We start from the raw sequence: 21176 nt of genomic DNA, 5'->3' as shown, positions 1-21176 counted from the left end.
GGTGGGAAGCGTCGCCGTTCGCCGGTGGGGGTTGCCCGCTGGCGAGGCGATTCTGTCAGGGGGCTGGCTCGAACAAAAAAGAATTAATTTGTCTTTTTAAATTCGATAAAAGAATAAGCAGGACTGCTGTGGCTTGCGCTGGAAGTGTCGTGCTAGAGCGGTTCCTGCCACCGACTCAGGGGAGGGGACGCTGCGGTTGCACCGAATGGCCGAAGTTGGCGCCCATGCGCACGCCGGTTGCGGCCGGGGTGGCGAGACCCAGCTGGTTGGCCGGGCGGCGCTCGATCGGCACCTGCATCGCGGCCTGGTTGCGCCGGGCAGCCTCGGCGCCCTGGGGGTTGGCCAGTCGCTGGGTGAGGCAGTCATAGGACAGGGCCTTGTAACCATTCACCTCGGCGCTGATGCAACTGCCTTGCGGGGTGCCCTCTTCGGCTACGGCCAGCAGCGGTGCGAGGGCGAAAACGAGGCCGGCGAGGGTGATGCGAACGGACATGATCGCCTCCATGTGCTGGATCATTGCCGGGAAATCTACGGTAAAAGCGCCGTCATCGCTGCGAAGTCTTTTTTGCAACGCCCGTCACACAATCGACATGAACAGCCATCAGGATGGCTTTCCTGAGTCAAGCCAGCGATGCATCGACACGCAGTACGGGTCGGAATCCGCCTATGTCAATGGAAGCCGTGGCGAGGGGCTGCCTCGCGCCAGCGGTGCTGATCGTTCTCCTCGTCGCGGCCTGCTGCCTGGCGGCCTTGCCGTGCCAGGCGGGCGAGGGCAGGGCCGGAAACGGCCCGATGGACTTCGATCTGCCGGCGCAGGACCTGCCCAAGGCACTGGAACGCTTCAGCGCAACCAGCGGCATGGCCATCCTGGTGGACCGCGAACTCACTCGCGGGCGGCGCTCGGCTTCGGTCATCGGCCGGCTGCCGGCTCGCGAGGCATTGGCGAGGCTGCTGGCCGGCACCGGACTGATGGCCCAGCACAGCGAGGGCCGTGCCTTCACCGTGCTGCCGGCAAGGGTTTCGAGCGCGCCTGCGGGGCGCAACCACGGCGCCACGACGCGCTGGGAACAGGGCAGCTTCGCGGCCGCCCTGCAGGGTGCATTGGGGAAGGCCTTGTGCGGTTCCCCACTGACCCGGCCAGGGGCTTACCGCGCGGCGCTGCAACTGTGGATCGGCCCGGTGGGCGTGGTGGAACACAGTCGACTGCTGGGGCCGACCGGTGATTTGCGGCGCGACGCGGCACTGGTGGAAAGCCTGCGAGGCCTGACGATCGACAGGGCGCCACCGTCCTCCCTGCCCCAGCCGGTCACCGTGCTGGTGGTGCCGGAGGCGGCCGCCAGCATGGAATGCAACAAGTGGGAAGGAGCTGCGGGGGCATGAATGACAAGGAGCGTGGCACCATGCTCAGGCTGTTTCTGGCCTCCTACGAGGAGTTCCGGACACGCCTGAGGCGGCGCCTGGGGTCGGATGACCTGGCCAACGATGTGCTCCACGAAACCTACCTGCGCCTGGATCGCATGGACGAGCCCGAGGATGTGCAAAAGCCCGGCGCCTACCTGTATCGCATGGCCCTCAACGTCGCCGCCGACCGCCGCGCACAGGACGCCCGCCTGCTCACCGGCGAGGAGGTCGAGGAGCTCTTGCACCTGGGCGAAGAGCACCTCGACCCGGCGGTGATCGTCAGCGGGCAGATCGAGATCCGCGCGCTGGTCACCGCGCTGGCGGAGCTGACGCCCCGGCGCCGGCAGATCCTCATCGCCGCGCGCATGGAGGAGGTACCGCACCTGGAGATTTCCCGGCGCTTCGGCATCTCCACGCGCATGGTGGAGAAGGAGCTGAAGGCCGCGCTGGGCCATTGCGCGGCTCGCCTGGAAAGAAAAGTGGTGCAACGGTTCGGTCCCGGCGCCGGAAAACAGTCATAGGGTCGAGGGGCAACACGAGCGCCCCGCCGATCACTCCCGAGAACAGCTGCGCTTGAACGACGACGCCATGACAGGACCTCATTCCGGCACCGCCGGGCAGACCCGGCTGGAGGACGAAGCACGGGCCTGGTTGCTCCGCCTCACCTCCGGCCATGCCACCACCCGTGACGCCGAAGCCTTCCGCCTGTGGTGCGCGCAAAGCGAGCAGCACTGCGCGGCCTTCACCCGCGCCCGGCAGCTGTGGCAGGCCCTTGGGCCCGCCGCCGTGGCGCTGCAGCAACCTGCTGTCCCGGCGGCCAGGCTGCCGTCCCGGCGCTTCGGCCGGCGCGCGTTTCTCGGCGGCGCCATCGCGGCCTCCCTTGCCGTGGTGCTGGTACGGCCCTCGTTGCCGGGTGCGCTGTCCGGCCTGGGCGCCGACTACAGCACCGAGGTGGGCGAGCAGCGCCGCGTGGATTTCGCGGAGGGGCTGACCCTGGAGCTCAACACCCTTACCCGCATCAACCGGCGCCCGCTGGGCGGCGGCGTGGCGGGTATCGAGCTGCTTGAAGGCGAGGTGGAGGTGCTGGCCAAGGCGCCGATCCGCGTGGTGGCCGGAGCCGGCACCCTGGATGCGGCCGGCGCGCGTTTCAACGTGCGCGCGGTGGGTGATGCCATCTGCGTCACCTGCCTGGAAGGCAGCCTGGCCGTGGAGGTGCGCGGACGCAGCCTGCTGCTCCCGCCCGGCCGCCAACTGAGCTATGACCCGCACGGGCGCAGCGAGCCCGTGGCCTTCGACCCGGCGGTGGTCATGGCCTGGCGCGAGCAACTGCTGGTGTTCGATGACGCCCCGCTGGCGGTGGTGATCGATGAGATCAACCGCTACCGCCCGGGGATGATCCTGCTGGTCAACGGCGAACTCGGCCGGCGCAAGGTGCAGGCCCGCTTCCGCCTCGACCAGCTGGCTGAGGTCGCCTCCCTGATCCGCGAGGCCTACGGCGCGACCGTGACCGAATTGCCGGGTGGTGTGGTGCTGGTCAGTTGATCGGCCCGCATCCCAGCGCCGGAGCACGGCCCGTAGGAGCGAGCTCTGCTCGCGAATGACCTTGGTACCATTGCGTACAACGCGCTCCGGTTCGGTGTCGCTCCGTTGGGCGCAGCGATACCCACCCACGACGCCAGCATGGGTTTCGTACCTCTACCCATCCTACGAAGCCCACGCGACCTGGCCCGGCATTGCGCTGTATACGGCTCACTTGATTCTGCACGCCATCAACGCAACGGCCCGGATGATCCGGGCCGTTGGCGTTTCAGGTGGCTTCATCCTCCGCGGGTGGCGGCTTGCGGGGCTCGCGCAGGTGGTCGAAATAGAACAGAACCAGGCCGAAGACGACGATGAGGCCGACGATGGCCAGGCCGATATGAGCGTTCTGCATCGCGGATTCCATTTCCAGGAAAGCATGGGCTCAGGGCTGCCGGGGATTGTCGGCCAGGGGGCGCGGGGAGGCCATCGGCGTTGCGGCAAAAGGCTGTAGGGAAGGGCGGAGCGGAGGCGGGGCCGCCAGGAGGGCGACCCCGAGAGCGGGTCAGACGAAGCCCTGTTCGCCAAAACCGCGCGGCAGGCGCTGGCGGCCGGGCAGGGCGGTGAGGTGCTGCTCCCAGCTGCTGCGCCAGTCGATGGCGACGTTCTCGGCCTTGGCCTTGCGGGCGGCGCGTCGTGCCGCGTTGCGCGCGGTGCGGCGGGCTTCCTTGAAGACGTCGGTGCTGCGGCAGGTACGGCACTTGACCCGTGCCAGTTCAGTGGTGGAAACCAGGTTGTTGCCGTGACGACCACAGGCGAGGTGCCCGGCGACCTTGTAGTGAGTGACCATCGGTGGGTCTCCTTTGTACGGCCGGGCCGCATCCGATGACTCGGTCACGGTTGGCACGAGAATGGGGACTACCTGGTTTTCGACTGCGGACGAGGGCTTCCGGTTCGGTTTATCGAAGCGGCAGTCCGGGGCCACCCTGAACGACCCATCTTGCAGTGGTGAAGGCCGCAGAAGAAGGCTAGATTTCCCGCTCCCACAACCGAGCACATGGCATGGACAACCCGTTTCAACCTCCGATGAGCGATTCGCTGACGGAGAAAACCAGCACCAGACCGAGCATCACCCCCACCGCGCTGCGCCTGGCGATCCTGGCGTTCTGCTCGGCCCAGTTCCTGGCGCTGCTGTGGAACCGCGGGGCAATCTGGGAGGCCATGAGGGCCGGGGAAATCTCCATACTCGCCGGCGCTGCGGGTGTCCTTTTCGCGCTGTTGCTGATGCTTGCCGGGGTGTTGCTGTTCTTCTCCCGCAAATCGGCGTTGTGGCTGCTGCTGGCCTACCTGCCGTACCAGCTGTACTGGCTGGTGAACGCACAGGAGCGCGGCACGCTGTTGCTTTGTCTCCTTTCGCTGGGCTGCCTCACCGGCTGCCTGGTCTACTGCTGGCGGCTCAGGCGGCGGGTGTGACTCATTCGGTCTTGAACCTGATCCGGTTCACCCGGTACTCGATCATGCTGCTGTGGGCCAGCATGGACTTCAGCCATTCATCCGCCACCTCCCTGCGGGTGAATGCGCCCATCGAGGCGACACGTTTCCAGTGTTTCTCCTCGCGCAGGCGCGACTCCAGCACGTAGACGGCTTCTATCCCCGGGTCCTGGTACCAGGCGAGCGGGGCGTCCTTGCGTTGTTCCAGCTCGCGTAGCTGCTTGAGCAATGAGGTGGCCTTGGCCTCCCATTCCCGCGCCTTGTGCTCGGCCTGCTCCTGCGCTCGGAGGGCCTGGTCGCGTTGCGATCGCAGTTTTGCGGTGCTCTCGAGGGCCTGCTGCGCGCGCTTGTTCATCGTCACGGATTCGGCGTCACGCTTTTGCGCCTGGCGCTCGCGGTAGGCACGCTGGCGCTCGGCGTTGCTCATGGCGTTGCCGCTGGAGGGGCGACCGCGCTTGCGGACGCCGGGGGATTCGGGGGTATTCATGGGGCCGTTCCTGAAGGGACGGCACAATTCTAGTTACGTAACGGTAAAAAGAAAATGTTACGTAACGGAAAATTCCCGTGACGGCCTGCCGCCACGGGAATGCCTGTTCCTAGAGATACCCTCGCAACGACACCCGCCGTATCCGCCCATCCAGCGGCACCGTCCCGCCGCCAGGAAGGGGCAGGGCGCGGCCGTGGAGGCCCATGCCTTCGCTGACCAGCACGGCGTCGTCGAGCAGGCAGAGGTTGGATGGGGTGTCGAGACCGGTGGCGAGGACACGGGCCGTGCCGCTGGCCAGGTCGCAGTGCAGAAGGCGGCCGCTGAAGCGTTCGAAGCCGCCATGCCGCGCCTCGCCTTGCCACTGTGGATCGAGCGGTTGCAGCAGGGAGCGGCACAGTTCAAGGACCAGCAGGCCACCGCCCGGCGTGAAGGCCAGGCCGGTGGGCAGTTGCAGGCCGTCGACCAGTGGCTGGATGGAGCCGTCTTCCGGCCAGACGCGGATCACCCGGCCGGCCCGCTCGACGAAGTCGATGCCTTGCCGCGTTGGGTCCAGCCGGCGTTCTCCGGAGAACAGGCTGACCAGGACGGCCCCGGTGGTGGGCTCGTGTACCAGGGTGACCGGCACGGCGTCCTGGCCCTGGTCCATGTCGGGTATCTGGGCGACGACCCGTTCGCCCCGGTCGTCGAATTCCACCACCTGGTTGGTATCGGGCTTGACCGACAGCCAGGTCCGTCGCCCGGGGTGGAAGCACAGGGCGTTGAGGTTGCCGCGGCTGTGGAACACCGGCACCGGTGGGTCCTGCCCCAGGTCGAGCACCCGCGAGCCTTCGACGTAGTCGGTGAGGCTGGCCAGGCAACGGCCATCGGCGCAGGCCACGTCGGAGAGCCCCATGATTTCGTCACGCAGCATGCGCACCTGCATGTTCATGGAGCGGTAGCCCTGGGCGACCGCCTCGGGCGCCAGGTAGGCACCCGGGCTACCGGGGGCGGGTCGCAGCCGGCTGATGCGCCCGCTGAAGGGCGCATCGGGGTGGCCGGAGCCGGCTTCCACCAGCAGCAGGCTGCCGTCGGACTGCCGGCACAGGCCCCGGGGGTTGAGCAGGCCCTCGGCGACGACGACGGTGGGGCGCAGGTCTTCATCGGGGCTGTGGGGGATGTGGATGCTCATGTGCGCCTCCTCAGGGCTGCCAGGGCGTGCTGGTGAGGTAGGCCTTGAGCAGGGCCCGCTGGCTCGGCGACATGGAGCGCACCACCGGCATGTAGAGGGTGGTGCCGCGATAGGCATCGGCGGTGCGCGCGACGATGGCCGCGCGGGCGTTCCAGATGGCGTCCTGCTGGTTCAGCGGGATGAAGCGCGACATGGCCGGGAAGGCCAGGTAGTGGAAGCGCAGCACGGCCGGGTAGACCTGGTCCCAGGTGGGGATGCTGCCGGCGGGGATGCCGAAGTCGGTGATGGAATAGATGCGGAAGTTGCTGAAGCTGCTGCCGTCGCCCAGGGAGTATTCCAGGTTGGTGTAGCCCGCCTCGGCGGAGGTGCCGGCCTTGCAGGTGATAGGGATCTGCACGCTGGTCTGGCCCTTGGCGATGGGGAAGGTGGCGGGGTAGTCGAGCAGGTCCCAGTACTGCGAGTCCTCGTAGCTGCCGGGGGAGGAGGCGGACAGGGTAATGGTGCCTGCTGCGGGCACCGGTCCGCCCAGGTAGCGCACCTGCAGGTCGAGGGTGACCCCTTCCGGGTACTCGTCCATGTACAGGTTGCGCTGGTCGCAGTAGAGCCGGTAGGTCACTTCGCTCACCGCCAGGGTGGTGCCGGCGACGGTGTTCGGCGCCGAGAGGGCGAGCGCGGAGCTTTGCACCTGGCTGAGCTGCGTGGCGGAGAGCGCCTGGTCGACGATGCCGCCGTAGACGTAGTAGTCCAGCAGGCAGGGACTGTTCGGGTCCAGGCCGAACAGATTGTTGCCGCCGGCGCTGACGCTCACCTCGCCGTAGTTGATGTTGGGCCCGATGGGGCTGGTGATGTCGGTGCGCACGGCGCGGAAGGTGGCCTTGGGGATCAGGTTGAGCATGTCCAGGCTGAGCAGGTTCTGGCCGTTGAAGGCGAAGGTCTGCGCGTAGCCGGTGCCCCCGGTCTTGCCGTTCACCAGCTGGCGGCCGGCCGGGCAGATCAGCGGCTCGCCGGCGAAGGCCGGGGCGAGGGTGCCGACCACACGGCCGATGCTGGGGTTGGGGGTGTACTGGCCGGCGGCGTAGTCGGCGTCCAGCTGCGGCGTGGTCATGCCCGGGCACATCTCGTACATGACGAAGCGCACCACGATGCCGGTGGCACCCGGCGCCTGGATGATGGATTTGAGCATCGCGCTGGACTGGTTCCAGCTGACGATGGCGCTGAGCGGGAAGGTGACCTGGAAGGTGCCGGACAGCGGCGAGGAGCCTGGCGCATCGGTCTCGCCGACCAGCAGGCGCTTGGCGACGTCGAAGCTGCTGGCCACCACGTCGGCCTGGATCACCAGCTGCGGGCTGCTGGTGCCGCCGATCTGCAGCCCGCCGATGTAGATCTGCGTGGTGATGCCGCTGGTGGGGTCGAGGTCCACCATCATCGGGCCGGAGACCGGGGCCTGCCCGGTGACCGGGTCCTTGGAGCCGAGCAGGTAGACCGGTTGCCCCACCAGGTCGCCGGTGGTGCTGATGGCGCCCGGCGTGCCCTGGGAGCTGATCAGCACGTTCTGCATGTCCACCACGTGCTGGCCGTAATGGTTCCAGCCGCCAGCGGTGTAGTAGTCGCCCGAGGGCGCGTTGATCAGCTCGTTGAGCTGGTCGTCGCTGTAGCCCTGGGCCTCGGTCGCCACCTGGGAGTTGGGCAGGTCGAAGAGGTTCAGCGTCTGCGAGCCGTCGGTGCCCATGGGAATGGTCGGCGAGTTGTTGGGCAGGCTCACGTCGGTGCGGATGCCGCCCCAGAAGTTCAGTCGGGGTCCGTTCAGGATGCTCATGGGGTCATTCCTCGTCCTTGTGGGGTGCCGTTGCCGGCGCCTTGGCGAATTTGAACAGGTAGGAGAAATCGGATCTGACGGCGCTGTTCACCGGCGTGGCCATGGAGTGGCAGCTCATGCAACTGCTGTTGGGCTGGATGTAGCTCTCCATGGTGACGTTGGCCGCCAGGGCGGGCGTCGGCTGGCCCAGGGGGTTGCCGGGGTTGTCGGGCATCAGCGGCCGCTGGGTGGTGACCAGTTGGTAATAGCGCAGCACGCTGCTGGAGAGGCTCTGCTGGTACTGGCTGTTGACCGCTGCGGTGGAGCTGGCGATGGGCGTGACGCGGCTGAGCGGGTCGGGGGTCTGGAAGGTGGCGCCGGGCTTCGGCGTGCACACCAGTTGGCTGCCCTGGTGCTGCCAGTTGCACGGCGACTGGTTGACGCTCGCCGCCGGTGCGCTGGCGTTGTAGTAGCTGTAGGGGCTGCTGCCGGCCGAGGCGCCCGGGACGTTGTCCACCTGCTCGAAGGTGGCCCATACCCACTGCGGGTAGCCCGGTGCCTTGACGATGATGTGCAGGCCGACCAGCCCCAGTGTGGCCGGGGCGGTGCTACCGGTGGGCCGGCCCTGGGCATCGAACTGCGCCACCTCGGCCTGGGTTGTCAGGTAGCGGCTGGCGTCGTCCTGGCGGGTGAGTACGCGCCAGGCGGCCTTGACCTCGGTGGCCTGGGCCGGGAAGGCGATGCTCTGCGCCTTGGCAACGGTATTGGCGTTGTAGAAACCGTTCTGCACGATGTAGTCGTAGGAGGCCTGGTTGGCGGAGATGTCGTAGTAGGTGGGGTTGCCTCGCTGATCGATCAGCCAGCCACCGACGGCTTGGTCGACAGCCTGCACCACCGAGGTGTTCTTCAGGGCCGCGATGTTGATGATGCCGAGGCTGCGCTTGCCCAGCGGGGCGTTCCAGGGCCCGGGATTGGCGCCGTTGGGCAGGAAGATCTCGCTCACCGTCTTGTAGCTCTGCCACACCGTGGGGCCTGCGCTGCCCAGGGGCTGGTTGCAGTCCGGCTGCCCTCGCTGACCGGCCTGGGCGGGCCAGTTGAGGGCGACGAACAACTGCCAGCTGTAGTCATCGAAGGCCTGCTGGCTGGCGTTGGCGGCGGGGGCGCTGGTGGGCGGCTGACACTGCGTGTTGGTCGGTGCAGTGCCCAGGGTGGGTTTGGACGGCTGTTCGTGCAGGCTGCAACTCGTGCAGGCGATGGCCAGCAGCGCAAGCCCGGAAAGGCGGAAACTGGGATTCATGGTGGCTCTCCTTGCCGGTCAGGGCTTGCGGGACTGGAGCTTGTTCCATTGCGCCTCGGCGCCGTTGTCCTGGGACGTCGGCGGGTTGAACAACTGGCAGGGCTCGGGGTTCACCGGGCACTTCTTGGCCACCTGGTCCCAGGTCTGCGCCGGGTCCGGCTTGTCGGTGCGGAAGTTGACGTAGTTCTGGCTGACGATGGGAGCGTTGGCGACGCTGGCGTCCCCGGAGAAGTAGAACGACTGCGGGTGGCGGAACAGCGGCTGGCCAGGCGCTGCGCGGGTGGCGTCCTTGTAGAAGGCGTAGCCGAACAGGATCGGCCCCTGGGGCGACTGCACGTCCAGCGCATAGGCCTGCACGCTGCCGCCCAGGTTCTGGCTGCGGGCCGGGCTGTAGGGCAGGTGCTGGACGAAGTCCTGGCGTGCCGGGTGGTTCATGGGCGAGAAGGAGCAGCACTCGGGCATGTCCTTGGGCCGGTCCTCGTAGGTGAGGAAGAAGGCCTTGTTGCCCAGGGAGACGAAGGAGCAGGTGTAGTTGTTGTCCTTGATCGGGAAGATCGGCAGGCAGTACTTCTCGTAGTGCTCCATCATCGCGCCGTAGCCGTCGCCATCGGCGGGGATGTAGGTGGTGTCGTAGTAGCTGGTGCCCTTGGACACGGTGTAGTCGGCCGGCTTGAGGGTGCTGGGCGGGTTGCTGTAGGGCGGCGGGTTCTTCTCGTAGTTCTGGGTGACGCGGAACATGGTCCAGTCGCTGATCCAGGTGGCGGGGAAGAACGGATCGCTGGGCTCGCCGGGCTTGCGCTCGGCGATGCAGTTGCCGTTGCTGGCGTCGCACCCGAGGGTGTTGTGCACGCCGTTGGTGAAGAACACGTCGCCTTCGTCATCGGCGGCGAGGGCGGGTTGGCCGAGCAGTGCGAGGGGCAGCAGCCAGGTGAGCAGTCGGGCTTTCTTCATGGGGACACTCCTTCGTAACGGGCAGGGCGGGCGAGCGGTGCCTGCCCGCCTGCGGGTTCCAGGTCAAGACGGTTCAGGTCAGGGGCCGGGGCGGGTAGTTGAGCTTCACCAGCTCGTTGGCCCAGCGTTCCAGCACCGCGCGCCGGCTCTGCGGCAGGTCGCGGGTGATGGGCATGGCGAGGGTGCTTTCCTCCTGGTAGGGCTTGCTGACCAGCCGGATCAACTGGTCGATCGCGCCCTCGATGCGTTGCAGGGAGTTCAGCGGCATGTACTTGTCCATGATCGGGTAGAGGTAATAGAACGGCTCGAAGATGCGCGGGTAGATGAAGCCCTCCCAGATCTGCACCCGCGCGTCCTGTTGGGTGCACACCTTGTTCCAGGCCGCGACGAACTCGCCCATGAGCCCGGGCTCGTCCGGCAGCACCCGCAAGGGCGCGAGGAAGTCGGTGTAGGCGGTCGGATAGTCGAAGCTGAAGGGCACCGCCGGCGCCGCGCCGGGGCCGTCCTGGACGAAGAAGCGCAGGGTCGGGAAGCCGGCGGCGATGGCCTTGACCGTCACCTGGGCGATGCCGTTGGCGTCGGTGGTGATCTGCGTGAGGCTGTAGTCCACCGTGGCGCCGTTGCCCAGCACGCCCGTGCGCGGGATGGATGGGATGAACTGCAGGCAGGGCGCCAGGCTGACGCCGGCGGGCGTGGCCTTGACGTGCTGGTAGTTGATCGTGCCCGTGGGGGCGTCGCTCGCCGGTAGCACTCTCTGCAGGCTGCGACCTGCACCCTCGCTGACCAGGCTTGCCGGCGCCTGGGTGCCGACGAACTGTGGCAGCAGCGTGGCGTTGTTGTTGCGGTTGGCGGGGTCGTCTGCGATCAGCCCGAAATCCACGTCATTGCTGAAGGCCAGGAAGTAACTGCTGGTGGTCAGCATGTAGGGGTTGTTGTATTCCGCCACCCACAGGGTGGTGCCGGCCGGTGCGGGAAGGCCGTCGTACTGCACCATGATCTGCAGGGTGCGGGTGTCCCCGACATCGATGAAGGTGCCGCTCTCGATCACTTCGGCGGTCCACATCCGCTGCTGGGCGGCGAGCACCGGGCTGGCGCCCTGGGTCTGCAGGGCCAGGGTGCCGGCCTGGGTCCTGGCCACGGCATCCTTCACCGGCAGGTCCACCAGGCCTGCGCGCTTGTCGAAGGCGGCCTGGGCGTACTGGGCGTAGACGAGGTCGGCCAGGGGCTGGAACTGGCCGCTTTGCTGGATGCCGACCTGGAAATCGCCCAGCTGGAGCTTCTCGCACTCCGGCACGGTCGCCTCGGTCGCTTCCAACGGCTGGAAGGGGAAGCCGGTACCGAGGTCCAGGGACAGCAGGTCGCCCTGGGCCTGGGCGGAGATCACCCCCAACTGGATAGTCGCTCCCGGCCTGCCGCCCGGGATCGGGAAGTCGCCGACCGGCTCCAGCCGGCGACCGGCAGGGGCCGTAGGGTACTCATCGGCGAACCACAGGCCCAGCACACCGGCGGTGCGGCTGTAGGCCGGGTTGAAGAAGATGTCGGCGACGTTGTCCAGCCCCTTCTGGTACATGTCCTGCAGCGCCTGTTGCTGCACGGCCAGGGTCTTCAGGCACTGCTGGCAGTCAGCGCACTGGGGATCGGTCGCGCAGGTGTTGCAGCCGGGCCCGCCGGTGCGGGTCACCACCGGTGGGTAGTCGTTGAAGATGCCGTTGCGGTCGTAGTAGGTCAGGTAGGTGGTGAAGCGGAACATCAGGCCCTTGGCGTTCTGCGCCTCCATCTGTTGCTGCAGGGCCTTGAGCAGGGCCGAGTCGCCCAGCTGCCACTGCAGGTTCTCGCGGGGGAAGCAGGTCTGCCAGGTGGTGGTGACCGTGTTCAGGCCCTGCACGGCCCCCCAGTTGAAGTTGAGGAAGCGGTCGAGCATGCGGTAGGCGCGCTTGGCCGTGAGGCCGCAGGTGGCGTCGCCCAGCACCAGGCGGTCGAAGTACAGCGCGGTGAAGGTGTTCTGCCAGGGGCTGATATCGACGAAGCGCGCCGGGGTGGGCTTGTCGCTGCCGAAGGGGTTGCCCAGCAACTGGAAGCCCTTGCCCACGATGCTGTCCTGCTCGATGTAGCTGTTGGCCTGCAGCTCGCCGCCGATGATGAGCGAGCGGATGTCGTTGTAGTCCACCGTGCCGCAGGCGTTGTCGCCGAACAGGTCCCATTCCGCGGGGATCTGCGGCAGGCCGCTGTTGGCGCTGTTGTTGGGCACCTGCAGCACGTAGTCCGGCACCTGGGCCTCGGGCAGCGGGGTGATCATCCAGGGCAGCACCTTGTCACGCGCGTTGGCGGGGTTGATGCCGAAGCTCTCCAGGAAGGGCCAGTTCAGGTCCATCTTCGCGGCGTCGTAGAGCGGGTAGATGTCGTTGTTGTTGGCCGTGGGCGGGTTCCAGAACATATGGCCGTTGAGGTAGAGGCGGGGGAAGTTCAAGACGCTCATTGCTGTCCTCCTTGACGCTTCCACTGGGCGCGTTTCAGCGACCAGACGAAGTCCAGTTTGTTGTAGCCGGCGAAGGCCGAATCCGGCAGCGGCTCGGTGGGGTAGACGATCCCGTCCTGCTGCGGCAGTGCGAAGTTGAAGTAGCCCTTCTTCGCCGAATAGGCCGCGGTGTCGTGGCAGGCGAGGCACGAGGACTGGCTCTGGAAGGCCGATTCCAGCTGGGAGTTGGCCAGCAGCTTGGGTGCACCGCCCGCCGTGTGCTGCACGCCGATCAGCTCGTACTGGGCGAGGGCGGGGTACTGCGACTGGAAGCTGGCGTTGACCGGTTGCGCGGCGCTGGTGGGGCCGGTGCTGTTGGTCATGGGCTTGGGCGGAATGTCGTTGGTGACGGTGTACTTGCTGTTGTTGCGGTTCTCGAAGGTGGTCCAGGCCCAGTCTTCGGTGAGCTTGTTGATGACGTGCATGCCGCTCAGGGCCGCGTAGCCCACCTGGTACTGGCTGCCGTTCTGCAGGTAGTAGGCCTGGGCGATGTAGTAGCCGTCATTGGCCAGGGTCTTCATGAACGCCTGGTCGTTGCCGATCCAGATCCATGATGTCTTCAGCTCCCAGGCGGCGGCGGGGAAGGCCAGGTTGGCGGTGAGCGCGGCCTGGCCGTCGACGTTGTAGACGCCCTTGTCGACGATGTAGCCGAAGGTGTCCCTGCCCATCAGCAGCTGGAAGCGCACCGGCTGGCCCTTCTGCGCCGCCGGCACATTGCCGCCCATCTCCAGGATCAGGCCGTCGACCTGCTGGATGCTGTCGAGGTTGTGGAAGGTGCGTTTGGTGTCCATGCCCATGGCCTGCGCGGCCTTGATCACCGCGATGGGCGTGGGTTCGCGCTGCTCATAGGGCAATGGCTGGCCGCCGTCAGGCAGGAACACCTGGTCGGTGGGCTTGAGGCCCTCCCAGACGCGGTCCGCGCTGCCCTTGATCTCCGGCTGGTTGAGGCAGACGAACCAGTTCCAGGCCAGGGTCTCGGGGGATTGTTCGAACGCCTTGCGCACCTCTTCGGGCTTGCCTCCGTACTCGAAGAAGGCGGTGCAGTCGAAGGCGGGTTGGCTCTGGGCCTGGGCCAATCCGGCCAGGGCGCTCAGTACTGCAAGGGGGAGGGCTCGTTGCATGGGGTCTCCTTGGCTATGGCCTTGTCGAGAGTTCGGTGCCCCAGGAAGTACTGCAGGAGCAACTGTTTTACCGCGGTGACCGGCAGCCGGTCCGGTAAAGGCAAGTCGCAATCGGTGATGAGCAGCGGGCCGTCCTGGTCGCTGCGGGGAAGTCGGCCGTGGCTCCCGCGTACCAGGCGGGTGTCCAGCGGAATCAGGTCCATGTAGTAGCGGAACCCCAGTTTCTTGCGCAGCAGGCGCCGCGCCACCCTGAGCTTGGGCAGGGTGATGGCGGGGTCGATGAACAGCTCCAGCGGGTCGTAGCCGGGCTTGCGGTGGATGTCGACGGTGCGGGCGAAGTCGGGCGCCTTGTGGTCATCGAACCAATACTGGTAGTCGAACCAGTGCCCGGGGGCAGCGATCGCCACCAGGTCGCCGCTGCGCGGGTGCTCCAGCTGCCAGGCGCGCTGCTCGACGCGGTCCAGCACCCGCTCGATGCCGGGTTCGCACTCCAGCAGCGTGCGCACCCTGGGCAGGTCCTGTCCGTGACGCAGGTAGATGTGCGCGACCTGGTGGTCGGCCACCGCAAAGGCCGCGCTGGCGCCCGGGTCCAGCAGCTCCCAGCCGAGGGACTGGCGCACCTGCAGCCAGCCATCGGCACGCAGCAGGCGGTTGATGGAAACGGAACGCTCGACCGCCTCGATGCCGTACTCGGACACCAGCATCACGGCGGCGCCCCGTTCCTGGGCGAAGGCCAGCAGGCGGCCGACCTCGGCGTCGATGGCGCGCACCTCGGCGGCGATGCCGGGGTGCGTGGGGCCCAGGCGCTGCAGGTCGTAATCCAGGTGCGGCAGGTAGACGAGCTGCAGGTGCGGGCGGTTGATCTCGAACTCGGCCATGGCGCAGTCGACTATCCAGCGGCTGGAGCCGATGCCGGCGGCCGGCCCCCAGAAGTGCTGGAAGGGGAAGGTGCCGATGCGCTGCTCGATCTCCTGGTGCAGGCCGTCGGGGGAGGAGTAGAGGCCGAATTCCTTGCGCCCGTCGGCGGGGTAGTGCGGGCGCGGGGTGATGGAGGCGCCGACGTCGGCGTACATGTTGTACCACCAGAACAGCTGGCTGCAGCGAAAACCCGGCAGCTCGCGGGCCAGCACGTCCCAGACCTTCTCGCCCTGGACCAGGGCGTTGGGCTGCAGCCAGAAACGCACCTCGGCCTGGTCGCGGAAGTACCAGCCGTTGCCGACTATGCCGTGCCCGGAGGGCGGCAGCCCGGTGAGCATGGACGACTGCACGGTGGTGGTGACCGCCGGGAACACCGGCTGCATGCAGGCCATGCGCCCACGGCCCAGCAGGGCGTTGATGTACGGCGTGTTCTCGCCCAGCAGGGCGGGCGTGAGGCCGACCACATCGACCAGCAGAAGGGGCCTGGGCTCAAGCATGTCGCACCTCCCGCAGCGGCTCGCCGGCGAGGACGCCATGCCGTTGCAACTGCGCCTGCACCCAGTCCAGCTCGGCGGCGATGCCGCTCGCCAGGGCGGCTTCGGAGCCGGGCCGCAGGGCCTCGGGAAGCACCATCCAGCTGTAGGTCTCCACCTCCAGCGCCGGGCGGAAGTCCGGGTGCTGGGCCAGGTACTCGAAGACCCGGCCCAGGGCCTGCTGGCTGCCGCCGAGTTCCGGCAGCTGGAAGCGCTCGCTGAACAGGGGCACGTGGAAGTGCACGCGCAGTTCGCTGCAACCGGCCAGGGCCGGGTCGAGGAGGGCGGCGGGCAGGTCCGCCCAGGCCAGCAACTGGCCGCTGCGGTGGCGCGCCTTGACCTGGTGCAGGTAGGTGCCCTCGGCGAAACCACCGAGCACGGCCAGCACCTCCTCGCGGCGCTGCCCGTCCCCGGGCAGGCGGCACACCAGGGCGTTGGAGAGCTGGATCTTGCCGATGGCGATGCCGGCCTGGCGCAGGCACGAAAGGGACGCGTGGCAGTCCTCGAACAGCACCGCCTGGTGGCAGACGTCGAAGCACAACGCCAGGTGGTCATGGTTGGGGTCCCGGGCCTGCCAATGGGCGAAGAAGGCCAGGGCCTGGTCGGTGTGTTCCAGCACGCAGTCGGGCTCCATTTCCAGGCACAGGCGGATGTTCTTGCCGGTCCTGCGCTTCAGCTGCGCGAGGGCTTCGGTCAGTTGCAGCAGGTGCATCTCCGCGCGGGCCAGGTGTTCGATCGACCAATCGGCGGCATAGCCCAGGGGAACGCTGGAAATCACACCCTGGTCGCAGTCCTCGGGCAGCGCCTCGGCCAGCAGCGCGGCCAGTTGCAGGCTGTAGTCCAGGCGCGGGGATTCGGACCAGTCCGGCCGGTAGACACCGCTCTTCACGTGGCCCCCATGGAAGCGCCCATGGGGGAAGCCGTTGAGGGAGGTCAGGCGCAGGCCGCAGTCTTTCAACTGTGCGAGGAAGGCCGCGCGCGGGCCGGGCTGCTGCAGCTCGGCGGCAGCCCGGGCGCTGATCCACAGGCCGCTGTCCTGGCAGGGCAGGCCGCGCTGCCGGCGCACGGCCTGGAAAGGCCCGGCGATGGAGGCGCGCAGGGCGGCCAGGTCATGGGCCGGGTGCACGTTGCCGCAGTAGCCGAGCCGGGGCGGGGTCCATCCCATTGCCGGGCTCATCGCACCACCGGTTCCTGGCCCCGCAGGGCGGAGTTGTCCTGCCATTTGCGGCGCTGGTCGATGGGCAGCAGGGTGGCGACGGCGGCCTTGTCCAGCTGGCCGCTCTGGGCGAAGAAGTCCACCGGGTTGTGGAACAGCACCTGTTCCACCTGGGCTTCGCTGAAGCCGGCCTGGCGCATGGCGTCGGCCGTCTTGGGCACCTTGAGCGGGTCGCTCACGCCCCAGTCGGCGGCGCTGTTGACCACCATTTTCTCGGTGCCGTACTGCTGCAGCAGGGCGACCATGCGCTGCTCGGACATCTTGGTGTTGGGATAGATGGAGTGCCCGCGCCAGCAGCCGCTGTCGAGCACCAGGGGCAGGGTCAGTTCGTTGAGGTGGTCGATCAGCACGCGGTCTTCGGCGATGCCGACTTCACGGATGACCGCCAGGGTGCGCTTGGTGCCGCCGATCTTGTCGCGGTGCGGGGTGTGCACCAGGACCGGCAGGTCGAACTGCCGGGCCAGCTCCAGCTGCAGGGCGAGGAAGCGGTCTTCCTCCGGGGTGATGTCGTCGTAGCCGATCTCGCCGACGCCGACCACGCCATCCTTCACCAGGTAGCGGGGCAGTATCTCCAGCACCTCGTGGGCCAGCCCGTAGTTGTTGGCCTCCTTGGGGTTGAGGCCGATGGTGCAGAAGTGGTGGATGCCGAACATGCTGGCGCGGAAGCGCTCCCAGCCCACCAGGGTGTCGAAGTAGTCGACGAAGCTGCCCAGGCTGGTCCGCGCCTGGCCTTGCCAGAAGGCCGGCTCGATGACGCCGGTGATGCCGGCGGCGGCCATGTTCTGGTAGTCGTCGGTGGTGCGGCTGACCATGTGGATGTGCGGGTCGAAATAGGTGGGCATGTCGGCGTCCCTTGCGTTGTCGTTATCGGTGTTGGAAAGGCAGCTCGCCGGGCAGCCAGCCGCTTGGCAGGCGCCCCTGGCGGTGATGGGCGTCGAGGCGCTGGAGCTGTTCGGGCGCCAGCAGTGGCCACGCCAGCAGGTGCGAGATGCCAGGTGGAGCGGGGCGGTCGGCGGCCAGGCGCTCTTCCAGCATGTCCAGCGCCAGTTGGTTGAGTTCGCGGCCGCGACGCGGCGCCAGGCCCTGGACGTGGCGCAGGTCCAAATCCATGCCGACGCCCTTGAGCATGAGGAGGTGGAAGGCCCGCTCGGGGTAGTGCCGGGCCGGGTAGGGGTTGTCCAGGGCGAGGGCGGCGAACACCTCGCAGCTGTTGGTGCGCCCGGCGAACAGCGCCAGTTCCAGGCTGGCGCCCTGGCCGTCGAGCCAGTCCAGGGCCCGCAGCGCGGCGGCTTTCTCCTGGTCGTCGCCCCACTCGAAATACCGCTGCAGCAGGGCGGCCCGCCCGGGGCCGGCGTCGGCTTCCAGGGCCTGGGCGAGGAGCAGGGCGCGTGCCAGAGCCGCGCGCGTCCACGGCAGGTCGGCCACCGGGGCATCGCCGATCTGACGTCGGCACGGGCCACTGAGCCGCATCAGCGCCTGTATGTCGGGCTGTGCGGCGAGCCGTTCGCGGGCCTGGTTCCACCAGGCCAGGGCGGCGCCGGTCAATTCGTCGCGCAGGGCCTGGTGCAGGTCGGCGATGCGATCGCGGCCGAGCTGGAGCGTGGTCGGGCTGTTCATGTCGGTTTCACCCATTGCTGCAAGCGCGGCAGCAGGAGGAAGACGCCCACGCAGGCCAGGCTGCCCAGCGGATAGCCGGCGAGGGCCAGGACCATGGCGTCGATCAGCGGCAGCGCGGTCAGCCCTGCGCCGATGAAGGCGCGCACGTTGCGCCGCTCGGGCGCCGCCAGGTGGCGCCGGTAGCTCAGGCCCAGCCAGCCGAGCCACAGGAGCAACATGAGCCAGAACCACAGGCCCTGGGCGTAGACCGCCAGGGCCAGCGGGCTGAGCATCAGCAGCAGCGGCGCCAGGCTCGCCAGCTGGTTGAGGTGCTCCTGCCGGGCCACGTAGGTCAGCCCGCTGATGTAGGTGCCCAGCAGCAGGGCGCACAGCCACAGCGGCGCCGGCGGAGCGGTGAGGCTGGCCGCGGCGGTGAGGTAGAGGGCCGCGCGGCAGCCGCCCATGAACCAGACGCTGTGGGCGTGGCGCTTGTGCAGCAGGTTGTAGGCGAGGATCAGCCCGAGCAGCAGGGCCGCGCTGGCCAGCAACCAGCCGGGCCGTGCGATCAGCTGGCTCAGGCCCAGCAGCGCGGCGGCGGCCAGCAGCAACAGCGCGGTGCTGGCCAGCGCCACCTGCTGCCGGGTGACCAGCCCGAGGGCGATGGGCCGTGGGTTGTGGTGGCGGCTGTCCCAGTCGGCGTCCATCAGGTCGTTGAGCAGCATGCCGGCCAGGTAGAGGGCGGATGCGGCCGCCAGCAGCAGGGCCCAGGCCAGCGGGGAGGGCGGGGCGAGGGCGCTCGCGCTGCTGGCCAGCAGGGTGGCGGCCAGGGCGTTGGTCCAGACGGTGGGAAGGTTGGAGATGCGCCCGAGGGTCATCCAGGTCCGCAGGCTGGGCGTCGGCTGGCTCATCGCGCGTAGCCCTCGGTCCAGACCGGTTCGCGTGGGCGCATCTCGACCAGTCGTTGCAGGGCCAGCTCCATGGTCGGCTGGTCGATCTGGTGGACATCCACAGCGCGGCCGATGCGTTCGAGCATGGGGATGGACAGCTCGCCACCCAGGTGCTGGCGGAAGTCTTCGAGCCCTTGCAGCACGCACAGGTTGCCCCGGTCATCGCGCAGGGTCAGTTCGGGCGGCGACAGGTTGAAGCCGAGCCGGGCCAGGAGGCCGAGCAGGCGCTGGGCCTCGTGCGCCGCGAGAAGCCCGAGGGCCTTGGCGTAGAGGGCATCCAGGGCCATGCCGACGGCCACCGCCTCGCCATGGCGCAGGCGGTGCTGGCTGAGTTTCTCCAGCTTGTGCGCCGCCCAGTGGCCGTAGTCCAGGGGACGGCCGTTGCCGCGCTCGAAGGGGTCGCCGCCCCGGGTGATCTGCTCCAGGTGCAGCTCGGCGCAACGGCGGATGGCATAGCGGCTGGGCTCATGGGCGAAGGCGGAGAGGGCGTCGGCGTGTTCTTCCAGCCAGGCGAAGAAGGTCGCGTCCTTGATCGCCGCCACCTTGACCGCTTCCGCCAACCCGGCCAACTGGTCGCGCCGGGGCAGCCCGAGCAGCAGCTGGAAGTCGTTGATCACCGCGTTGGCAGGCTGGAAGGCGCCCAGGAGATTCTTCTGCTCGAAGGCATTGATGCCGTTCTTCACGCCGACGCCGGCATCGTTCTGCGCCAGCACGGTGGTGGGGATGCGGATCAGCCGCACGCCACGGTGGAACGTCGCGCAGGCGTAGCCCACGGCGTCCAGCAACGCACCACCGCCCAGGGCGAGCACGTAGCAGTGCCGGTCGAGGCCGTGCTCGAGCATCTGCCCATAGAGGCGCTGCAGCACATCGGGCGTCTTGCAGGACTCGCCGGCGGGCACGGCGATGGGATCGGCCAGCAGCTTCAGCTGACTCGCGCGGGACTGGAAATAGCCCTGGATCTGCGCGGCCAGGGCGGGGTTGCTGCGCAGCAGGTCCGCGTCGGCGAAGACCATGGCGCTTGCGATGCGGGTGCCGTTGTCCGTCAGTTGGCGATGCAGGCAGTCGTTGTTCGCAGCGAACAGGTGCTCGGTGAACAGCACCGGATAGCGGTAGGTGACGGTGAAGGAACCCTCGAGCTGGTGGGCGTCGGAGGCGGCCGTGGTGAGGCCGCGACGCGCCAGCACACCACGGCCCGCCAGGAACAATGCCGGCAACAGCATGCTGGCCATTACCGCCAGGAGCAGGACCTGGTCCTCCGCGACGAAACTGCCCAGTGCGCTGTACACGGCAGCAAGGCCCGCGTTGGCCAGGGTGGTGATGACCAGGAAACGTCGCAGCGGATAGCGCTGCATGCCGGCGGCGAGCACCGAGGTTTCCGCCAGTACGGGCACGCCACGCAGGCAGATCAGCGACCAGGTGTTGAGCCGGGTGGCCAGGCGCCCGGCCTTGCGCCAGTCCTCGATGTCCAGCAGCCCGGAGGCGATGCGGAAGTACCCGGCCCCCAGCCAGTAGCCCAGCAGGGACCCCAGGCACAGGCCGACGAAGATCACCAGGTACCCGCCCACGGCGCCCAGTACCGCAACCGCCAGGAGCGAAACCATGCTGGACGGCACCGGCAGCACCACGTCCAGGGCCAGCAACGCGATGACGAGAACGGCGAGGTTGAGCGCACGCACGGGGTCTGCAGGCTGCTGGCCAAGACTCGCCAGCAGGCGCTGCATGGGTTCTTCGAAAAGGAGGAAGCTGACGATCACCAGCACCGCGAACAGCGCGAGCGACAGGCACAAGTGTTCCCACGGACCTCTACGCGAGAGGACATGACTCATCAGGCGCTTCATCAAGTTCCCTTTGTGCTTCTGGTTGATTTCCCTATCCCCGACGAGGCTGTGCTTCGTCAGGTCCAGCGTTCACGTCCTGAGCGGCTGGGGCGCATGTCCACGGTGACTGCGTAATTGCAACGTAGACAGTGGGGTTATTTTTGCAAGCAAGCGGATGACCGCTGCGCGCAGCTCAAGGCGCAGATTGAAAAGCTGTCGGATAGCTCAGGAAACCGAGCCGGCAGACGCAGGCCGCGAAATCCGTGACCTTGCAGCAAGGCGCGATCCCGGTTGCGGCTCGGGGCGACGGTCAAGCGGTTATGGATATCGGGTGCCGTGATGAGGAATGGCTCTAGCGAAGCGGATGGGTTTCGACTCGCCAGCGTTACAGCGTTCGAAAGACGG

General features: G+C 67.9%; 20 protein-coding genes. 4 read left to right on the top strand and 16 right to left on the bottom strand.

The window, feature by feature from the left end; translation table 11 throughout:
- Nucleotides 1-175 precede the first annotated feature (175 nt).
- Complete coding sequence (locus tag PHLH3_RS15760; protein WP_213624813.1) at nucleotides 176-493, bottom strand: hypothetical protein; 318 nt, start codon at nucleotides 491-493, stop codon at nucleotides 176-178.
- 299 nt (nucleotides 494-792) lie between these two features.
- On the opposite strand from PHLH3_RS15760, the gene PHLH3_RS15755 reads away from it, so the two are divergent.
- From PHLH3_RS15755 to PHLH3_RS15745, 3 genes are all read left to right on the top strand, one after another.
- A complete protein-coding gene (locus PHLH3_RS15755; RefSeq protein ID WP_213624811.1) occupies nucleotides 793-1380 on the top strand; it encodes an STN domain-containing protein in 588 nt (195 codons plus the stop codon).
- A complete protein-coding gene (locus PHLH3_RS15750; RefSeq protein WP_213624809.1) occupies nucleotides 1377-1922 on the top strand; it encodes an RNA polymerase sigma factor in 546 nt (181 codons plus the stop codon). The genes PHLH3_RS15755 and PHLH3_RS15750 overlap by 4 nt, the downstream gene beginning before the upstream one ends.
- A 67-nt stretch (nucleotides 1923-1989) precedes the next feature.
- The gene (locus tag PHLH3_RS15745; RefSeq protein WP_213624807.1) at nucleotides 1990-2943 is read left to right on the top strand and encodes a FecR family protein; all 954 of its coding nucleotides are present in this window, start codon (nucleotides 1990-1992) and stop codon (nucleotides 2941-2943) included.
- Between the two features lie 265 nt (nucleotides 2944-3208).
- On the opposite strand, the gene PHLH3_RS30675 is transcribed toward PHLH3_RS15745, so the two are convergent.
- Both PHLH3_RS30675 and PHLH3_RS15740 read right to left on the bottom strand, forming a co-directional pair.
- Complete coding sequence (locus PHLH3_RS30675) at nucleotides 3209-3334, bottom strand: hypothetical protein (RefSeq protein WP_271106178.1); 126 nt, start codon at nucleotides 3332-3334, stop codon at nucleotides 3209-3211.
- Between the two features lie 150 nt (nucleotides 3335-3484).
- Nucleotides 3485-3769, bottom strand: coding sequence for a hypothetical protein (locus tag PHLH3_RS15740; protein WP_213624805.1), 285 nt, complete (start codon nucleotides 3767-3769; stop codon nucleotides 3485-3487).
- A gap of 212 nt (nucleotides 3770-3981) precedes the next feature.
- Between PHLH3_RS15740 and PHLH3_RS15735 the strand changes: the two genes are divergently transcribed.
- A complete protein-coding gene (locus PHLH3_RS15735) occupies nucleotides 3982-4392 on the top strand; it encodes a hypothetical protein (RefSeq protein ID WP_213624802.1) in 411 nt (136 codons plus the stop codon).
- A gap of 1 nt (nucleotide 4393) precedes the next feature.
- On the opposite strand, the gene PHLH3_RS15730 is transcribed toward PHLH3_RS15735, so the two are convergent.
- From PHLH3_RS15730 to PHLH3_RS15670, 13 genes are all read right to left on the bottom strand, one after another.
- Nucleotides 4394-4897: a hypothetical protein gene (locus PHLH3_RS15730; RefSeq protein WP_213624800.1), complete on the bottom strand. Its 504-nt coding sequence runs from the start codon at nucleotides 4895-4897 to the stop codon at nucleotides 4394-4396.
- Between the two features lie 109 nt (nucleotides 4898-5006).
- On the bottom strand, nucleotides 5007-6065 hold the full coding sequence (locus tag PHLH3_RS15725; RefSeq protein ID WP_213624798.1) for a hypothetical protein: 1059 nt from the start codon (nucleotides 6063-6065) through the stop codon (nucleotides 5007-5009).
- A 10-nt stretch (nucleotides 6066-6075) separates the two neighbouring features.
- Nucleotides 6076-7881: a hypothetical protein gene (locus tag PHLH3_RS15720; RefSeq protein ID WP_213624796.1), complete on the bottom strand. Its 1806-nt coding sequence runs from the start codon at nucleotides 7879-7881 to the stop codon at nucleotides 6076-6078.
- Between the two features lie 4 nt (nucleotides 7882-7885).
- Nucleotides 7886-9157 (bottom strand): hypothetical protein, encoded by a 1272-nt coding sequence (locus PHLH3_RS15715; protein WP_213624794.1) that lies wholly within the window; start codon nucleotides 9155-9157, stop codon nucleotides 7886-7888.
- A gap of 18 nt (nucleotides 9158-9175) precedes the next feature.
- The gene (locus tag PHLH3_RS15710) at nucleotides 9176-10108 is read right to left on the bottom strand and encodes a hypothetical protein (protein ID WP_213624792.1); all 933 of its coding nucleotides are present in this window, start codon (nucleotides 10106-10108) and stop codon (nucleotides 9176-9178) included.
- A gap of 73 nt (nucleotides 10109-10181) precedes the next feature.
- Entirely contained in the window at nucleotides 10182-12584 is a 2403-nt protein-coding gene (locus tag PHLH3_RS15705) for a hypothetical protein (protein ID WP_213624790.1), read from the bottom strand.
- Nucleotides 12581-13744: a hypothetical protein gene (locus PHLH3_RS15700; RefSeq protein ID WP_213624788.1), complete on the bottom strand. Its 1164-nt coding sequence runs from the start codon at nucleotides 13742-13744 to the stop codon at nucleotides 12581-12583. Before PHLH3_RS15700 ends, PHLH3_RS15705 begins: the two co-directional genes overlap by 4 nt.
- A complete protein-coding gene (locus PHLH3_RS15695) occupies nucleotides 13714-15159 on the bottom strand; it encodes a nucleotide pyrophosphatase/phosphodiesterase family protein (RefSeq protein WP_213624786.1) in 1446 nt (481 codons plus the stop codon). The genes PHLH3_RS15700 and PHLH3_RS15695 overlap by 31 nt, the downstream gene beginning before the upstream one ends.
- A complete protein-coding gene (eboE, locus tag PHLH3_RS15690; protein WP_213624784.1) occupies nucleotides 15152-16372 on the bottom strand; it encodes a metabolite traffic protein EboE in 1221 nt (406 codons plus the stop codon). Before eboE ends, PHLH3_RS15695 begins: the two co-directional genes overlap by 8 nt.
- Complete coding sequence (locus tag PHLH3_RS15685; RefSeq protein WP_213624782.1) at nucleotides 16369-17253, bottom strand: TatD family hydrolase; 885 nt, start codon at nucleotides 17251-17253, stop codon at nucleotides 16369-16371. The genes eboE and PHLH3_RS15685 overlap by 4 nt, the downstream gene beginning before the upstream one ends.
- 22 nt (nucleotides 17254-17275) lie before the next feature.
- On the bottom strand, nucleotides 17276-18028 hold the full coding sequence (locus tag PHLH3_RS15680) for an EboA domain-containing protein (protein ID WP_213624780.1): 753 nt from the start codon (nucleotides 18026-18028) through the stop codon (nucleotides 17276-17278).
- Complete coding sequence (locus tag PHLH3_RS15675) at nucleotides 18025-18915, bottom strand: UbiA family prenyltransferase (protein ID WP_213624778.1); 891 nt, start codon at nucleotides 18913-18915, stop codon at nucleotides 18025-18027. Before PHLH3_RS15675 ends, PHLH3_RS15680 begins: the two co-directional genes overlap by 4 nt.
- Nucleotides 18912-20792 (bottom strand): 3-dehydroquinate synthase, encoded by a 1881-nt coding sequence (locus PHLH3_RS15670; protein ID WP_213624776.1) that lies wholly within the window; start codon nucleotides 20790-20792, stop codon nucleotides 18912-18914. The genes PHLH3_RS15675 and PHLH3_RS15670 overlap by 4 nt, the downstream gene beginning before the upstream one ends.
- Between the last annotated feature and the right edge of the window lie 384 nt (nucleotides 20793-21176).

The sequence above is a fragment of the Pseudomonas sp. Pc102 genome (assembly GCF_018408275.1).
Classification (GTDB): domain Bacteria; phylum Pseudomonadota; class Gammaproteobacteria; order Pseudomonadales; family Pseudomonadaceae; genus Metapseudomonas; species Metapseudomonas tohonis.
Note: the sequence above shows the minus strand (reverse complement) of the source record. Positions and strands in the feature narration are given on the sequence as shown.

What these genes read in the sequence shown, in the direction of transcription:
- PHLH3_RS15760 (WP_213624813.1), bottom strand. Translation starts at nt 493, where the DNA reads ATGTCCGTTCGCATCACCCTCGCCGGCCTCGTTTTCGCCCTCGCACCG.
- PHLH3_RS15755 (WP_213624811.1), top strand. Translation starts at nt 793, where the DNA reads ATGGACTTCGATCTGCCGGCGCAGGACCTGCCCAAGGCACTGGAACGC.
- PHLH3_RS15750 (WP_213624809.1), top strand. Translation starts at nt 1,377, where the DNA reads ATGAATGACAAGGAGCGTGGCACCATGCTCAGGCTGTTTCTGGCCTCC.
- PHLH3_RS15745 (WP_213624807.1), top strand. Translation starts at nt 1,990, where the DNA reads ATGACAGGACCTCATTCCGGCACCGCCGGGCAGACCCGGCTGGAGGAC.
- PHLH3_RS30675 (WP_271106178.1), bottom strand. Translation starts at nt 3,334, where the DNA reads ATGCAGAACGCTCATATCGGCCTGGCCATCGTCGGCCTCATCGTCGTC.
- PHLH3_RS15740 (WP_213624805.1), bottom strand. Translation starts at nt 3,769, where the DNA reads ATGGTCACTCACTACAAGGTCGCCGGGCACCTCGCCTGTGGTCGTCAC.
- PHLH3_RS15735 (WP_213624802.1), top strand. Translation starts at nt 3,982, where the DNA reads ATGGACAACCCGTTTCAACCTCCGATGAGCGATTCGCTGACGGAGAAA.
- PHLH3_RS15730 (WP_213624800.1), bottom strand. Translation starts at nt 4,897, where the DNA reads ATGAATACCCCCGAATCCCCCGGCGTCCGCAAGCGCGGTCGCCCCTCC.
- PHLH3_RS15725 (WP_213624798.1), bottom strand. Translation starts at nt 6,065, where the DNA reads ATGAGCATCCACATCCCCCACAGCCCCGATGAAGACCTGCGCCCCACC.
- PHLH3_RS15720 (WP_213624796.1), bottom strand. Translation starts at nt 7,881, where the DNA reads ATGAGCATCCTGAACGGACCCCGACTGAACTTCTGGGGCGGCATCCGC.
- PHLH3_RS15715 (WP_213624794.1), bottom strand. Translation starts at nt 9,157, where the DNA reads ATGAATCCCAGTTTCCGCCTTTCCGGGCTTGCGCTGCTGGCCATCGCC.
- PHLH3_RS15710 (WP_213624792.1), bottom strand. Translation starts at nt 10,108, where the DNA reads ATGAAGAAAGCCCGACTGCTCACCTGGCTGCTGCCCCTCGCACTGCTC.
- PHLH3_RS15705 (WP_213624790.1), bottom strand. Translation starts at nt 12,584, where the DNA reads ATGAGCGTCTTGAACTTCCCCCGCCTCTACCTCAACGGCCATATGTTC.
- PHLH3_RS15700 (WP_213624788.1), bottom strand. Translation starts at nt 13,744, where the DNA reads ATGCAACGAGCCCTCCCCCTTGCAGTACTGAGCGCCCTGGCCGGATTG.
- PHLH3_RS15695 (WP_213624786.1), bottom strand. Translation starts at nt 15,159, where the DNA reads ATGCTTGAGCCCAGGCCCCTTCTGCTGGTCGATGTGGTCGGCCTCACG.
- eboE (WP_213624784.1), bottom strand. Translation starts at nt 16,372, where the DNA reads ATGAGCCCGGCAATGGGATGGACCCCGCCCCGGCTCGGCTACTGCGGC.
- PHLH3_RS15685 (WP_213624782.1), bottom strand. Translation starts at nt 17,253, where the DNA reads ATGCCCACCTATTTCGACCCGCACATCCACATGGTCAGCCGCACCACC.
- PHLH3_RS15680 (WP_213624780.1), bottom strand. Translation starts at nt 18,028, where the DNA reads ATGAACAGCCCGACCACGCTCCAGCTCGGCCGCGATCGCATCGCCGAC.
- PHLH3_RS15675 (WP_213624778.1), bottom strand. Translation starts at nt 18,915, where the DNA reads ATGAGCCAGCCGACGCCCAGCCTGCGGACCTGGATGACCCTCGGGCGC.
- PHLH3_RS15670 (WP_213624776.1), bottom strand. Translation starts at nt 20,792, where the DNA reads ATGAAGCGCCTGATGAGTCATGTCCTCTCGCGTAGAGGTCCGTGGGAA.